This window comes from Natrinema hispanicum (assembly GCF_004217335.1).
Lineage (GTDB): Archaea > Halobacteriota > Halobacteria > Halobacteriales > Natrialbaceae > Natrinema > Natrinema hispanicum.
Genome location: NZ_SHMP01000004.1, coordinates 750,945 through 764,861, shown reverse-complemented (window position 1 = coordinate 764,861; position 13,917 = coordinate 750,945). Strand labels below are relative to the sequence as shown.

At 62.3% G+C, this 13,917-nt stretch carries 13 protein-coding genes and 3 pseudogenes; 8 read left to right on the top strand and 8 right to left on the bottom strand.

Annotation, left to right across the window (positions count from 1 at the left end):
- Positions 1–18 precede the first annotated feature (18 nt).
- Entirely contained in the window at positions 19–333 is a 315-nt protein-coding gene (locus BDK88_RS10665; protein ID WP_130500369.1) for a DUF3784 domain-containing protein, read from the top strand.
- 155 nt (positions 334–488) lie between these two features.
- Here BDK88_RS10665 and BDK88_RS10660 read toward each other — a convergent pair whose 3' ends face one another.
- Complete coding sequence (locus tag BDK88_RS10660) at positions 489–767, bottom strand: acylphosphatase (RefSeq protein WP_130500368.1); 279 nt, start codon at positions 765–767, stop codon at positions 489–491.
- Between the two features lie 70 nt (positions 768–837).
- Positions 838–1,528 (bottom strand): annotated as a pseudogene (locus BDK88_RS10655) (cob(I)yrinic acid a,c-diamide adenosyltransferase).
- Between the two features lie 112 nt (positions 1,529–1,640).
- On the opposite strand from BDK88_RS10655, the gene BDK88_RS10650 reads away from it, so the two are divergent.
- On the top strand, positions 1,641–2,009 hold the full coding sequence (locus tag BDK88_RS10650) for a winged helix-turn-helix domain-containing protein (RefSeq protein WP_130500367.1): 369 nt from the start codon (positions 1,641–1,643) through the stop codon (positions 2,007–2,009).
- Between the two features lie 60 nt (positions 2,010–2,069).
- On the opposite strand, the gene BDK88_RS10645 is transcribed toward BDK88_RS10650, so the two are convergent.
- From BDK88_RS10645 to msrA, 4 genes and pseudogenes are all read right to left on the bottom strand, one after another.
- Complete coding sequence (locus BDK88_RS10645) at positions 2,070–2,543, bottom strand: hypothetical protein (RefSeq protein WP_130500366.1); 474 nt, start codon at positions 2,541–2,543, stop codon at positions 2,070–2,072.
- Between the two features lie 515 nt (positions 2,544–3,058).
- Positions 3,059–4,277: pseudogene (locus tag BDK88_RS10640) on the bottom strand (FAD-dependent oxidoreductase); the annotation flags it as partial.
- 90 nt (positions 4,278–4,367) lie between these two features.
- Positions 4,368–4,793 carry a CBS domain-containing protein gene (locus tag BDK88_RS10635; RefSeq protein ID WP_130500365.1) on the bottom strand — a complete coding sequence of 142 codons (426 nt, stop codon included), beginning with the start codon at positions 4,791–4,793 and terminating at the stop codon, positions 4,368–4,370.
- A gap of 118 nt (positions 4,794–4,911) precedes the next feature.
- Positions 4,912–5,445, bottom strand: coding sequence for a peptide-methionine (S)-S-oxide reductase MsrA (gene msrA / locus BDK88_RS10630; RefSeq protein ID WP_130500364.1), 534 nt, complete (start codon positions 5,443–5,445; stop codon positions 4,912–4,914).
- Positions 5,446–5,570: 125 nt separating this feature from the next.
- Between msrA and BDK88_RS10625 the strand changes: the two genes are divergently transcribed.
- Positions 5,571–6,341, top strand: a complete 771-nt coding sequence (locus tag BDK88_RS10625) for an enoyl-CoA hydratase/isomerase family protein (RefSeq protein ID WP_130500363.1) — start codon at positions 5,571–5,573, stop codon at positions 6,339–6,341.
- 4 nt (positions 6,342–6,345) lie between these two features.
- Here the strand turns inward: BDK88_RS10625 and BDK88_RS10620 are convergent, their stop codons facing one another.
- On the bottom strand, positions 6,346–7,011 hold the full coding sequence (locus tag BDK88_RS10620) for a 2,5-diamino-6-(ribosylamino)-4(3H)-pyrimidinone 5'-phosphate reductase (RefSeq protein ID WP_130500362.1): 666 nt from the start codon (positions 7,009–7,011) through the stop codon (positions 6,346–6,348).
- Between the two features lie 169 nt (positions 7,012–7,180).
- Here BDK88_RS10620 and BDK88_RS10615 point away from each other — a divergent pair, with 169 nt between their 5' ends.
- The 4 genes and pseudogenes from BDK88_RS10615 (at position 7,181) to BDK88_RS10600 (ending at position 11,996) form a co-directional block, all read left to right on the top strand.
- Entirely contained in the window at positions 7,181–7,873 is a 693-nt protein-coding gene (locus BDK88_RS10615) for a metallophosphoesterase (protein WP_130500361.1), read from the top strand.
- A gap of 13 nt (positions 7,874–7,886) precedes the next feature.
- A complete protein-coding gene (gene ppk1 / locus BDK88_RS10610) occupies positions 7,887–10,307 on the top strand; it encodes a polyphosphate kinase 1 (RefSeq protein WP_130500360.1) in 2,421 nt (806 codons plus the stop codon).
- A 272-nt stretch (positions 10,308–10,579) separates the two neighbouring features.
- A pseudogene (locus BDK88_RS10605) lies at positions 10,580–10,808 on the top strand (DUF7511 domain-containing protein).
- A 192-nt stretch (positions 10,809–11,000) separates the two neighbouring features.
- On the top strand, positions 11,001–11,996 hold the full coding sequence (locus BDK88_RS10600) for a phosphate uptake regulator PhoU (RefSeq protein ID WP_130500359.1): 996 nt from the start codon (positions 11,001–11,003) through the stop codon (positions 11,994–11,996).
- Positions 11,997–12,211: 215 nt separating this feature from the next.
- Here BDK88_RS10600 and BDK88_RS10595 read toward each other — a convergent pair whose 3' ends face one another.
- Complete coding sequence (locus BDK88_RS10595; RefSeq protein ID WP_130500358.1) at positions 12,212–12,583, bottom strand: 30S ribosomal protein S8e; 372 nt, start codon at positions 12,581–12,583, stop codon at positions 12,212–12,214.
- A 383-nt stretch (positions 12,584–12,966) separates the two neighbouring features.
- Between BDK88_RS10595 and BDK88_RS10590 the strand changes: the two genes are divergently transcribed.
- Positions 12,967–13,911 carry a hypothetical protein gene (locus tag BDK88_RS10590; protein ID WP_130500357.1) on the top strand — a complete coding sequence of 315 codons (945 nt, stop codon included), beginning with the start codon at positions 12,967–12,969 and terminating at the stop codon, positions 13,909–13,911.
- The last annotated feature ends 6 nt before the right edge of the window (positions 13,912–13,917 follow it).

The window sequence follows — 13,917 nt, the reverse complement described above, 5'->3', positions numbered from 1 at the left end:
CGATTGTCAACTTCCAATATGGTCACCGCGTCGGTCGTCGGCCTCATCGCGACTGCGGGATTCATCGGCGCGCTGGGGATCCTGATCAAGCACTTCGGGATGGTCCAGTTGATCGCGGGTTACGATCCGGATCGCGTCACCGACGTAGAGGGGCTCGCTGAGTTCGTCGGAACGAACGTCCTGTACGTCGCGGTGCTCGTTCTGCTCGTCGCGGTCGTCGAGGCAACAGCCCCCAACAGATCCGACTTGGTCTGGATCGCGTTCGTTGCTGGTGTCGGGCTGCTCACTGTCAGAATGATCCGTGGTGCTCGCCGTTACGAGACCGACGAGTAATGCGAGGGCGGGAACTCGAGGGCTATCGATCCGTGTCGTGACTGTTCGCGCCACTCTGTATGCTCGTCGCTGTCAGACATCGAGATATTCCGCTTCGAAGCGGTCGATGATTCCCATTCGCGATCTATCGGCGTAGAGTCGGTCTGTTCGCTGGGTCAGTAGCGAATCTCGAATCCGTCCTCGCCCTGTGGCTCCTCGTATTCGACTTCGACGTCATCGACCTCGGCCGCGGGACTGCCTGTGTGACACCACTCGATCATCGACTCGACCGCGTCTTCAGGGCCTTCGAAGGCTGCCTCGACGCGGCCGTCCTCGAGATTTTTCACCCAACCGTCGACGCCCTTCTCGCGGGCTGTATCACGTGTGTTCGCGCGATAGTAGACGCCCTGGACGGTGCCGGAGACGAACACGTGTGCGCGAGTCCGTTCTGTCATACGCGAGTCGTCGGCTTCGACCGGCAAAAATCCGGGTCCATTCGCGCGGGGCCGGAACCCGCTGTGGCGATCAGAATTCGGCGCCGCGTCGTGCCCGCTGTCCGTCGTCGATTGGGTGCTTTACCTTCCGAACGTTCGTGATCAGGTCCGCGCGGTCCTCGAGATACGACGGCTCAGTGTGGCTTCCCGACAGCACCAGTTCGAGATTGTCGGGCTTCGCGTCGATGAGTCCGTGGACATCGTCCTCGGAGAGCAGTCCGCGATCCGCGGCGTAGAGGACCTCATCGAGAATCAGCATGTGCATTCCCGCCTCCGACTCCGCAGTCGAGGGCGATCGGCTCGTCGAGGGCGGCGTCGTCGGCCGCCTCGAGCAGTTCGTGGGCGCGCTCGAGGCCGGCCTGCGCTTCGGCCTCGTGGTCGGCTTCGTCGCTGCCGTCTGCCATTCCGTGCCAGCCGTAGTGGCCGAGATTCTCATAGCTGATGCCGGGGAGGGCAGCGATCGCGTTGTACTCGCCACGCACCGCGTCGACGCTCGAGGCACCACCCTTCATGAACTGAAGCATGTGGACACGGTAGCCGTGGCCAGCGGCGCGCATGCCCATACCGAGCGTCGCGGTCGTCTTCCCCTTGCCGTCGCCCCACCAGACCTGCACGAGGCCGAACTCCTCGGGGGCGGCTGGCTCGATCCGCTCGGCTTCGGGCGTCCGTCCCTGTCCGGGCGTGTTTTCGATCGGTTCGTCGGATGACTGGTCGTTACTCATATCCGACCGATCGAACTGGGCAGACATGTAGTTGGCCACTCGCCAGCTGCTGGGTCGGTAACACGCCGAACCAAACGCGTCTTTAGCGCTGGCTGCAAACCAACCGTTAGCAATGGCTCTCGAGGCTTCTGCCCCCGACGAAACGCCCGAGCTCGAGCGTATCCTTGCCGCACTGGACGACGACGGCTGCCGGGAGATCATCGCGGTTCTCGAGACGCCGAAAACCGCCACCGAGATCGCAGCGACAGCGGACCTACCGCTGTCGACGACCTATCGAAAGCTCGATCAGCTGACAAAGGCTGGGCTCGTCAGCGAACCCCTCGGCGTTCGGCAGGGCCGCCACCAGACGTCGCGGTACGTGATCGATTTCAATCGAATCACGATCGGCCTCAACGACGACGACGAGACGTTTCGCATCGACGTCGAGCGCTCGAGCGGTCGATCGCTCGGTATCTGGTCGAACGCTGGCCGGGACGGCTGAACGCGTCGGCCGCCGAGCGAGGCAGGAACGTGCTCGAGCCGCGGCTGGTGGCTTGTTCGATCAGGCGTTTTCTGTGTCGGGTTCCTGCGCCTCGAGCGAGTCGAGGGCGGTGACGACAGCCCTCGCGTCACGTTCCGTGACAATCTGGGCACCGAAGAGAATGACGTACGGGGCGTCCGACGGAATTTGATCGTCAGACACGTCGGATTGGGCACCGCCCGGGAACCCAGGTCCGGGGACGCCGCTCGGCGTTGCGTTTCCGCGCGGCGTCTCGTTTTGCATCATCTGCTGGTCAGCCGTCGTGTTTCCGCCCGGTAGTTCGCCCGCCGAGTCGTCGACTGGCGCACCAGCCATCGCCAGAAATACTGTTTCGCTGTCACCACACTGGGAAAAGAGCTGACTCAGGAACACGTACTCGGCGGTCCTGAACAGCTGCTGGCCGCCGTCGGTACACTGCTCACCGACATCGAGTTCCTCGAGATACTGGTCGAGGGCGTCCTCGAGGTCGGAGCCCAGTTCCGTCGTCACGTACACTTCGATGCCGGGAACGTCCCAACTGGCGATGAACGCGTCGAGATCCGTCGCGGCCCAGATCGAGGGACCGATGCTGGCCGGCGTGGTGTCGACGTCGCTCCAGGCGGCCGGAATCGTGATCTCGATGGTTTCGGTGTCGTCAGTGACCTGTCTGCTGGTCTTCGTAGTCCTGATCGTCGACGTGCTCTCTGTCCCGTTCGTGCTCCCTGGTCAGAGTGCCCGTGTTCCCCGTGTGAACCGCCGGCGGGCCACTCGTGATCGCGCTGTGCGGCCGCTGTCTGGACTGTCGCGAGTGCCCCAAGTCCCGCAAGCGTGGTGCCCCCCGAAACGAGGATGGATCGTCGATCGATCGTCGGCCGTGACGAGTCGGTGTCGTCGCTCATGCACCCCATCGCACACCAGCAGGGGTAAGAAAGTCAATTCACGACCGGAGAGACAGTTCGATCTCGAGTAATATGGGAAGTGTGACGAAGCGACGCCACCCACAATCGGCTTCCGGCGTTCCAGTTCAGCTCTGAGTCGACGATGTCCGCATCCGTCGGTCCCTGTCCGTCGAACTCTTCGACGAACGCATCGAGCCTTTCGGGGTCCGACGCGCCCGGGAGTTCGGTCTCCGCCGTGTGACAGTCGGCATCGACGCCGAGCCGGTCACAGACCAGATCGGCCTGTCACCTCGGCCATCGCCCGGTAGGTCGTCAGTTTTCCGCCGACGATGCTACAGCAGTTCTCGACGCCCTCGTCGGCGTGCTCGAGCAGGTGAAATCCTCTCGAGATGCCGCGTCCGCCATGGGCGGCTTCCTCGGGTTCGTACAGCGGCCGCACGCCCCACCACGTCCGGACGTGTTCGGCGTCGGCAACCGGCGGGAGCATCGCCGCACACTCGTCGATCGTTCGCTCGAGTTCCCAATCGGCCCGCTCGTAGTCGTCCGGATCGTCGATCGGCACGCTCGTTGTCCCCAAGACGACCTGCCCGTCATGTGGCACGATGATATCACCGTCGTCGGGCTCGCGACACCGGTTGAGCACTGGCTCGAGGCCTTCGTAGTCGACCGAGACCATGACACCCCGAGTCGGCCGCATCGCGACGGTGACGCCGGCCAGTTCAGCGACGTGGCCGGCGTGAGGGCCGGCCGCGTTCACGACGTAGCGCGGATGAATCGTCTCGTCCGCGTCGCCGCCGAGCGTGACGCTCGTCACCCGCCCGCGCTCGACGGTCATCGACGTGACCGGCGCGTCCGTACGGACGCGAGCGCCGTGCTCGCGGGCGTCGACCGCGTTAGCAGCGACCAGCCGGGACGGAACGACGACGCCATCCGGGACCCACATCGCCCGTTCGATGTCGCCTGTGAGGTTCGGGACTGCCTCGCGAGCGGTCGCTCCGTCGATCACGTCGGTCGGGATGCCAACGTCGTCGCAGGCGGCGCGCTTTGCGTCGAAGTACGCCGGGTCGTCGTCAGCGAGTTGGACGAACAGACCCCGAGTGTCCCGGATACACGCTCCGGCGATCGCACGGAGGATGCGGTTTTCCTCGAGACATTCCCTGGCCTCCGGCCCGTCGGCCTCGGCGTAGCGAGCGCCGCTGTGGAGCAGGCCGTGCGAACGACCGGAGGTGCCGGCCGCGAGTCCGTCTCGTTCGACGAGTGTAACGTCGACGCCCCGCAGTGCGAGGTCTCTGGCGATTCCCGTTCCGGTCGCGCCGCCGCCGATAACGAGGACGTCCGGGTGACTCTCCATATGTGCTTGTTTGACTCGAGACGGAGATACCTTTCACTGCTCAGTGAGACACGGCGTCGCTGTCGAAAAAGAGACCGCACGGGACTCTGGTTATGGACTGTATTCCGGTGACTGTGTCTCGATCGTCTCGGCGACGTTCTCGAGTTGCTCGCCGATGACCGCGACCAGATCGTCTACCGTGGCGATGCCCGTCAACTCGCCGTTGTCGTCGACGATCGGGAAACGCCGGACGTTGTGCTCTTCGATCGCCTCCGAAATGGCGAGGGACCCGTCGTCTTCGTGGAGTGTCGCTAGGTCCTCAGTCATCACATCCTCGATCGACGCTGAGCTGGCATCGTCTTTCTTGTGAATCGTGAGCGCGGCATCCCGGTCAGTGAGTATCCCGACGGGTTCGTTGTCCTCGGTTACGACGAGTGCGCCGACGTTTTCTTTATCCAACGTCTCGGTGGCGTCCTCAAGATCGCTGTCTGGACTGATCGTTATGACGTTTTTTGGGCCGAGTTTGCCAACAGACATGATCACACCAATCGACTACGAGGCTGGTATTCAAGCTGGACCTTCGAGTGAACGCAGGTCAGGAAGGGTCGTGAGTCACAGCGGTCCACGCCGCGCCGCGCGATCGTCCTGATCCGAGTCAGTCGTTGGCGACGGCGTTCTCAGCGAACTTCTCGCGGACCTTCTCGACTTTCGGTGCCGCGTGCATCCGACAATAGGCGTCGTTCGGGTTCTTTTCGAAGTAGTTCTGGTGATACTCCTCGGCCTCGTAGAACGTGTCAAGCGGTTCGATTTCGGTCACGATCCCGTCGTAGACGCCTTCCTGTTCCAGTTCCGCAGCGAACGCCTCGGCGGTCTCGAGTTGCGCGTCGCTGTGTGAGTAGATCGCCGACCGGTACTGGGAACCCACGTCCGGGCCCTGACGGTCCTTGGTCGTTGGGTCGTGGATCGTAAAGAAGACCTCGAGTAAGTCTTCATAGGCGATCTGATCGGGATCGTATTCGATCTGGACGACCTCAGCGTGGCCGGTCTGGCCGGAACAGACCTCCCGATAACCCGGGTCCTCGGTGTGACCGCCGGCATAGCCAGAGGTCACCGATTCAACGCCCTCGAGTTCCTCGAAGGCCGCCTCGATACACCAGAAACACCCACCGCCGAACGTGGCTCGTTCCATATCCTGATGTGAGAGTCTGCGCGAAGGAAAGATGTGACGGGGACCGGGATCAAAAATCGATCGTCGATTCGCCGAACCGTCACCGTGTCCGAAAGGATTTGACGGTGGCCGTCAAACGCCGGAGTATGTCTTGGGATACAGTCCGACTCGAGTGGGACGGAGACGTTGCAACACTGACCGTCGACCGACCCGATGCGCTGAACGCGTTGAACATCGAGACGCTCGAAGCGATGGGTGAAGCACTCGAGGAAGCCGCCGCGGAGGGCGCTCGCGCGCTCGTCCTGACGGGGGCCGGCGATGCGTTCATCGCCGGTGCCGATATCAAGTATATGCAGGATCTCTCCACGGCGGAGGGCGAAGAGTGGGGCGCACTCGGCCACGACGTCGCCGACGCGCTCGAGGCGTTCCCCGCGCCGACGATCGCCGCGATCAACGGCTATGCGTTCGGTGGCGGCTGCGAGATGGCGATGGCCTGCGATCTGCGGGTCGCAGCCGAGTCGGCGCTGATCGGCAACACCGAGATCGATCTCGGGATCATCCCCGGCTGGGGTGCCACTCAGCGGCTGCCGCGCCTGGTCGGCGACGAGACCGCACGCCGGATGATCTTCCTCGGCGAGCGCCTCGACGCCGAGTCGGCTGCCGAGGCAGGACTCGTCGGTGAGGTTGTTCCTGACGACGAACTCGAGGATGTCGTCGGCGAACTGGCCGATCAAATCGCCGCGAAGCCGGCCTTTGCGATGCAGACTGCCAAACAGGCCATCAACCAGACCCACGAAGGGTCACAAGAGAGCGGTATCGCGTACGAAAAGCGCGCCTTCGCGAGCCTCTTCGGGACGCACGACCAGCGCGAGGGGATGGCAGCGTTCGTCGAGGACCGAGAACCGGATTTCGAATAGCGCTCTAGCGATCGGCGACGCGCCAAGTCAGGACCACGCCGTCGTCGAGTCGGTCAACTGACTCGAGGTCGAGCGATGGAAATTCCGTGACGAACCCCTCACCGTCGGCCAGCGTCGGGGCGTCGCGGCCGCCGATAATTTTCGAGCCAATGAATACGCGGAGTTCATCGACCAGCCCGGCGTCGAACAGCGAGAAGATGAGTTCGCCGCCGCCTTCGACCATGACTTGCTCCAGCCCTTGTTCCTGCAGCGTCGCGAACGCACGCAGGAGATCGACTCGCTCGTCGCCTGCGGTGACCAACTCGGCGCGATCAGCGAGGACTGCGCGACGCTCGACGGATGCAGCCTCGCTCAGACAGACGTAGGTCGTCGCTGCGTCGTCGAGGATCGCTGCATCTGTTGGGGTCCGGCCGCTCGAGTCCACGACCACGCGTACGGGGTTTGCCGGTTGGCCGTTTTCGCGGCGCTGCTTGCGCAAGGTTTCGTCCTTGACAGTCAGGTGTGGGTCGTCCGCGAGGACGGTCCCGACGCCGACCACGACGGCGTCACTGTCCGCCCGGAGTCGGTCGACGCGGTCGAAGTCTGCCTCGCCGCTGATCGCGATCTGTTCGCGTCGACGCGAGGAGAGCTTACCGTCCGCACTCATGGCGGCGTTGACGACGACGTGCATATCTGTGGTGGGGTGTCGGGCGTAAAGAAATCCTGTGTCTCGAGCTGCCGTCGACAGAAGCCGACGAGCCGGTTGGCAGTATCCCTGACTATAGGGTGCTACATAGTATGCAATACAACACATATAAACGACTTATCCGGTCTCGCTGGAGCACTGCAACAGAAAGCACGTGACGACCGGGAACTTTGCGCTCGACGACGCGGTATCGTTCGACCACCGGCATATCGACCTCGAGAAACGGGACGACGTCTACGTCATCGGTGACGTTCACGGCTGTCTGGACGCGCTCGAAGACCTTCTAGAGACGCTTGACCTCGCCGATAACGACCTCGCCGTGTTCGTCGGAGATCTGGTTCGAAAGGGACCGGAAAGCAAGGCCGTGCTCGATCGTGTCAGGCGGTCACCACGGCTGCTGTCGGTGAAAGGGAACAACGAGCAGAAGCTTATCGACGGGGAGAAGTCGCTGTCGTCGCTCGACCTGGCCGACCAGCAGTACCTGGAGTCGCTGCCGACGGCGATCTCGTGGGACGGTGGCCTCGTCGTCCACGGCGGCGTCGATCCGAACCGACCGCTGTCGGCACACGCCACCGAGGACCTGTTGACGATGCGAGCGCCGAACGGCGACGGCTACGACGGTCCGTTCTGGTTCGAGACCTACGAGGGGCAGCCGCGGGTCTTTTTCGGCCACACCGTCCTCGACACGCCGATCGACCGAGAGTGGGCGGTCGGTCTCGATACCGGCTGTGTCTACGGTGGGGAACTCACTGCGTACGACGTTCGACGCGATCGCTTCCACAGCGTCTCCGGGCCTGATCACATCGAACGCTCGGCCGCGAAGATCGTCGCGCTTGGCGATAGCTGAGGTGGACACTCAGATGAGCGATGGAAACACGACCGAGAACGATGAGGAGAAGGTGGAATCGGACGATCAACGGCACGAATCGGTGGCCGACGGTGGAGATGCGTTTGCGTTTCGGTCGATGCTGGGTGAGACGAGCGAAAACGGCGACTCGAGTACATCCGACCGGTCGACGGACTGGGACGCTGAAGATGGGATGCTTCCCGCCGACAGCGAATCGGCCGCACGGCTTGATCCAGTCGAGGACGGGGGACTCGATCGATCTGCCGACGCCGACCCGATGGCAGCCGACGAAGTCGAATCGGCAGCGCTCGACGCGACGACCGCAGGCGACGGCACGGAGTCCGACACCGCGAGTCAGACCGTCGATCTCTCGGAGCCGTCGTACTATCTGAACCGCGAACTCAGCGAGCTCGCCTTTCAGCGGCGCGTCCTCCACGAGGTACTCGACGACGACAACCCGCTACTAGAGCGTGTGAAGTTCCTCGCAATCGTCACGACGAACTTAGACGAGTTCTTCCGCAAGCGCGTCGGCGGCCTGAAACAGCAGATCGCGGCCGGGGTCACCGAGGAGACACCCGACGGACGCACGCCCCGCGAGCAGTGGATCGACTCCCTCGAGGAGGCCCGACCGTTGTTCGAGCGCCAAGCCGAGTGTTATCACGAGGAGATCCGGCCCGCACTGGCGGAGGAAGGAATTCAGATCGTCGACTATGACGACCTCGCCACTGCCGAACGCCAACACCTACGCGAGTACTTCGAGAGTTCCGTCCTGCCGACGCTGACGCCGCTGACGTTCGATCCAGCCCATCCGTTCCCCTTCATTTCGAATCAGAGCCTTTCGTTGGCGGTTCTAACACGGGAACGGCCCGATGCCGAACTCACCTTCTCGCGGGTGAAGATTCCCCGTAACCAGCTCCGATTCGTCCAGCTCGGCGACGACACACGGTACGTCCTGCTCGAGGACATCGTTCGAGCCAACCTCGAGTTGCTCTTCCCGGACGTCGAAATCGTCGACACCGCGCTATTCCGAGTCACGCGAAACGCGGAGGTTCGGCGCAACGAGGAGGTCGCCGAGGACCTGATCGAGATGATCGAGGAAGTCATCGAGGAACGGCGCTTTGCGACCGCTGTTCGACTCGAGATCGAACGCGACGCACCCGAGGCAGTCCGTGAGATTCTGACGCGCGAACTCGACCTCGACGAGCGGGAAGTGTTCGAACTCGACGGCCCCCTCGACTATCGGGACTTTGCAGAGCTGACGGAGCTCGACTACCCGGACCTGAAACTTCCCGCGTGGTCACCACAGCCCCATCCACGGCTCAAGCGGGCCGACGACGGCATGACGGTCTTCGACGTGATCAGCAACGACGACGTGCTCGTCCATCACCCCTATCACTCCTTCGAGGGAACCGTCCAGCGATTCCTCGAGGCAGCGGCCAACGATCCCGACGTCCTCGCGATCAAGGCGGCGATCTACCGGACCGCCAGCGACTCACAGATCATCGAGAGCTTGATCGAGGCCGCGCGCAACGGCAAGCAAGTCGCCGTCATGGTCGAGCTCAAAGCCCGCTTCGACGAGGAGAACAACCTCGAGTGGGCGAAGAAACTCGAAGAAGAAGGGATTCACGTCGCCTACGGGACGATCGGCTACAAGACCCACACGAAAACGTCGCTGGTCGTCCGCCAAGAAGACGACGGGGTACGACTGTACTCCCACGTCGGTACCGGCAACTATCACTCAGAGACCGCAAAGCACTATGAAGATCTCGGCTTGCTGACGGTCGATCGAGACGTGGGGCAGGACCTCGTCAAGCTATTCAACTACTTCACGGGGCACTCGATGCACCGCGACTACCGGAAGCTCTTGATCGCGCCCGGGAACATGCGCGATCGCTTCGTCGACCTCATCCGGGCGGAAGCCGAGCGCGCCCGCAACGGAGAGGACGCTCGCATCGTCGCCAAGATGAACCGGCTCGAGGATCCCGAAATTGTCCGCGAACTCTACGAGGCATCGATGGCCGGCGTCGACATCGATCTCATCGTCCGTGACATCTGCCGGCTCCGGCCTGGCCTCGAGGGGATCAGCGAGACGATCGACGTCTACAGCGTCGTCGGCCGCTTTCTCGAACACTCCCGAATCTTCTATTTCCTGGCGGGCGGCGAGGATCGATACTACACTGGCTCGGCCGACTGGATGACCCGCAACCTCGATAGCCGGGTCGAGGCGATTACGCCGATCGAAGCACCACGGCTGCAGGACCGCCTCGAGACGATCCTCGAGACGCTGCTGTCGGACAACCAGAACCGATGGGTGATGCGCTCTGATGGGAGCTACGAGCGATGTCGTCCCGATGGGGACGGTTCGACGACGGATGTCCACGAGACATTCATGCGGAAGTCGCTTGACGACGGACAGGCCGATCCCCGGCCGTAGTAACGCCGGGCACTTGCACGCTGGAGTGGACACAGCCGTCTCGCTTGCTATCGTCGCTTTGGTTTTGCAGTCCCGCATGCAAGATTCTGCATTGCCGTGAACCGCCTCGGGGTCAAGCCCCGAGGCACTCGCCTTGCACCGCCTGTAGAACCGACAGCCGTCTGTGACATCCGTATGGAGTGGCTGGAACTGATATAAACACCTCAATAGCACAACTAGCAGTGGCTTTGTACGTGCCGTTGGTCGGTTCGAATACGCGACTCCACGAACTCATGACCGGATCCACCAGCGGCTATGACGACCGGACCACTCGACAGCGACTTGCCACGGCCACCGAGTACGACCACGATACGTCCTCTCTCGAGTCGACCGTCGTCCGATACGAGGACGGACCGGATCGGTGTACGATCGCGCCACGCGAGTGTTCCGAAACCGAGCGGTTGACCAAGTGGCTGTCGGTGGATCTCGAGGCAGGTCGTCGATCTTGACGAGTTGCGCTAGCGACACGCCGCTCCGGATATACGGAGTGGAATATCTATATAGACCTATTGTTGATAATTGTTATCGATAGGAGGATAAGCATCTCGAGGGTGCCGAAAACGGCACATATAGTCGCTCTATCGCCAATCTCGCCATCACCATATCGCTCTATAGTCTGGGGGATTTATATTGTTGTAGTAGAAAGCGCCGCGTATGGAGACGCGAAAGGTCCAGATGACTGGTGGGTCGACGTATACCGTTTCGCTGCCGAAAACGTGGGCGACCGAGAACGACGTCAGTAGCGGGACGACAGTCGAATTCTATCCCGAAGGCGACGAATTGCTCTTGACCCCCGAGCGGGAAACCCGACGACAGAAGGGGTCGATCGATGTCTCCGGTCTCGAGGACGAACAGCTGATGCGGGCCGTGATGACGATGTACGTCAGCGGCTTCGATATTATCAGGCTCGAGGCCAGCCGGATCACGACCGACCAGCGCAGCGCGATTCGCGATGCGACCCAGCGCCTCGTCGGCGTCGAAGTGCTCGAGGAGACGAGCGACAGCGTCGTGATTCAAGACTTGCTCGATTCCTCGGAGCTCTCGATCGTCAACGCGGTCACGCGGATGCGCCTGATCGCCCAGTCGATGCTCGAAGACGCCGTCCGTGCGCTGGTCGAAAACGACGACGACATCGCCCACGACGTGATCGAGCGCGACGACGATGTCGACCGGCTCTGGCTCGTCGTCTCGCGGATCTTCCGGGCGACGCTTCGGTCGCCACGGGCCGTCGAGGAACTGGGTGTCTCCCGGGAGGACTGTTTCGACTTCCACTCGAGTGCCCGCCAGCTTGAACGGATCGCCGACCACGCCGTCAAGATCAGCGACATCGCGCTCAAGCTCGACGACCTCCCGGCGGATGTCGCCGACGCGATTCACGGCCTCCACGCCGAAGCCGGCAGTGTCTTTGAACAGTCGATGGACGCGCTGTTTGCCGAGGAGGCCGACGAGGCAAACCGACTCGGACACGATGCGCTTGCGGCCGTCGTCGACATCGACGAACACACTCGCAGGATCGACGACAAACTCCGCGATCTCGAGCCGGCACAGGCCCAGTCGCTCGGACTGATCGTCGACTCGCTGTCCCGAAGCGCCGACTACGGCGGCAACATCGCCGAAACGGCACTCCAGAAGGCCGCACCGCGGCCCTAACTGCTCCCGGTCATCGCCATTTTTCTCCAGTCGCTCACGCCACTTCGCTTCTCGAGCCTCGCTATAGACTGGCTGTCAGATTTGGTCCTCGAGAGTCCGAGAGCCGAAGGGGCGCGTGACAGTGGTATCGTTGACGGTACTGAGCGGCGAGGAGAGATGACTCTCGTCGGCCACGAGCAACAATCGGAGAACAATTCAATTCGGCAGAGTCGGCGTTATTCGACGATGACGGCGTTGACCTGACCGGTCTGACCGGGACGGGACGTGACACGTGCCTGTCCTTCCGAGGTCTCGATGACGGCACCCTTCGTGATGATGTTCCGGCGGACGTAGTTCGGGTTCGCGTCGTTCTCGACGACGTCTTCGATCTCTGCGGAGACCGTTTCACCGCCTTTGTTGACGCTTGCGACGTCCGTCGCGAGCGCACGCGTCTTCGTACCATTGCCGCGAACGTCGACGGTGCGGAATCGTGGCTCGCCGACCTGCGTTTCGGTTGGCAGCCGACCGAGTTCGTCTTTGCGGCGCTTTCGAACGTTCTTCAGTCGACCACCGGTTCGCTTGCGCGTAGAGCGTCCCTGATCTTGCATACCAGATCAAAATCTTGGCGTCTACTTGAATGCACTGCTACGAAATTCCACCTGAGATTCGGTTGCTATTGCCTCGTGTTGACGAAGCAGCGTGGCTCGAGACGGTTTCGGCATCGCATCAGCAAGCGAAACCGTCGGCTTCGCGGATGGAGGGTGATTGACGATCCCTCGAGCGATTGGAGAGTAAAGCGGCCGAAAAGCATCGTAGGGCGAAGGTACAGCACCGTTGTCGTCTGACAGACGCTCCGAGATGGCCAGCTGCCGATGGACTGGCTCACGTCTACCGGTGCGAGATTATTAGGCAATTATGATGCGTGTTACCTTACCATCTTCATGTGGTATGGGCTCGAGAGGGATTGTTACCGCGGCACTCTCAGTCACCAATGACACGAAAACACACTCGAGGGTGGAACGCTGACCACGATCGATTTCACGGCGGGAGACGACAATTTATCGGGACCGTAGCTGCCAGTGGCGCGGCTATCGGACTGAGTGGGCTGGCAACTGCAGACACGAACGAGGGATTCCCCCCAGCTGGCATCACTGAATGGGGACGATCCGTTAGCCTCGGACACGGCGAGGCGACGCCGTTCACGACTGTCACGCCATCAGGGAGGCCAAAATATCATGGCCTCTTGATGGAGCGGGCCGTCCTCGAGGGGCTCCCGTCGGCCGATGCACTCGCAAACTCGGGCGAGGACGAGTACACAGACAAATACGGTCCGACCGGTAAGTCGACGATCATTCATCACAAGCGGTCTCTGGAATTCTTCGTTCCGTTTCCGGAGACGGATGCGACACCAGTGACGTTCCTCGGGCTGAACTGGAACCCAGAAGGTCATCCGCCGGATGGCGTCTGGACGGTGCCCCATTTTGACGTCCACTTTCATATGCTGCCGACCAAGACCGTCGACGCCATCACTGGGCCGGTCGCGCCGAATTACGATCTCCCGGCCAGATACATCCCCGAGGGCTACGCTCGAAATCCAGTCGTCGACGAACGGGTCATCACCGACATGGGCGAACACCTGGTCGATCCCACCGTCCCCGAGATGAACGGTGGGACGTTTACGAACACGCTCATCTGGGGAGCCGCCGACCCGGACGCCGATGGGACTGCGGCGCTATCGTTCGTCGAGCCGATGCTCACCCGGGCATACCTTCGCGAGCATTCCGGGACCGACCGGCGAACGATCGCACAGCCCGAAATGTACGCCAGGGCCGGTCGCTATCCGACCGCATACGCAGTCCGTGACCTCCCGGAGCAGGATGCGATTGCAGTCACCATCGAAGCATTCGACCGGTTCGAGGGGGAGGCCTGTCGGTAGACGCCC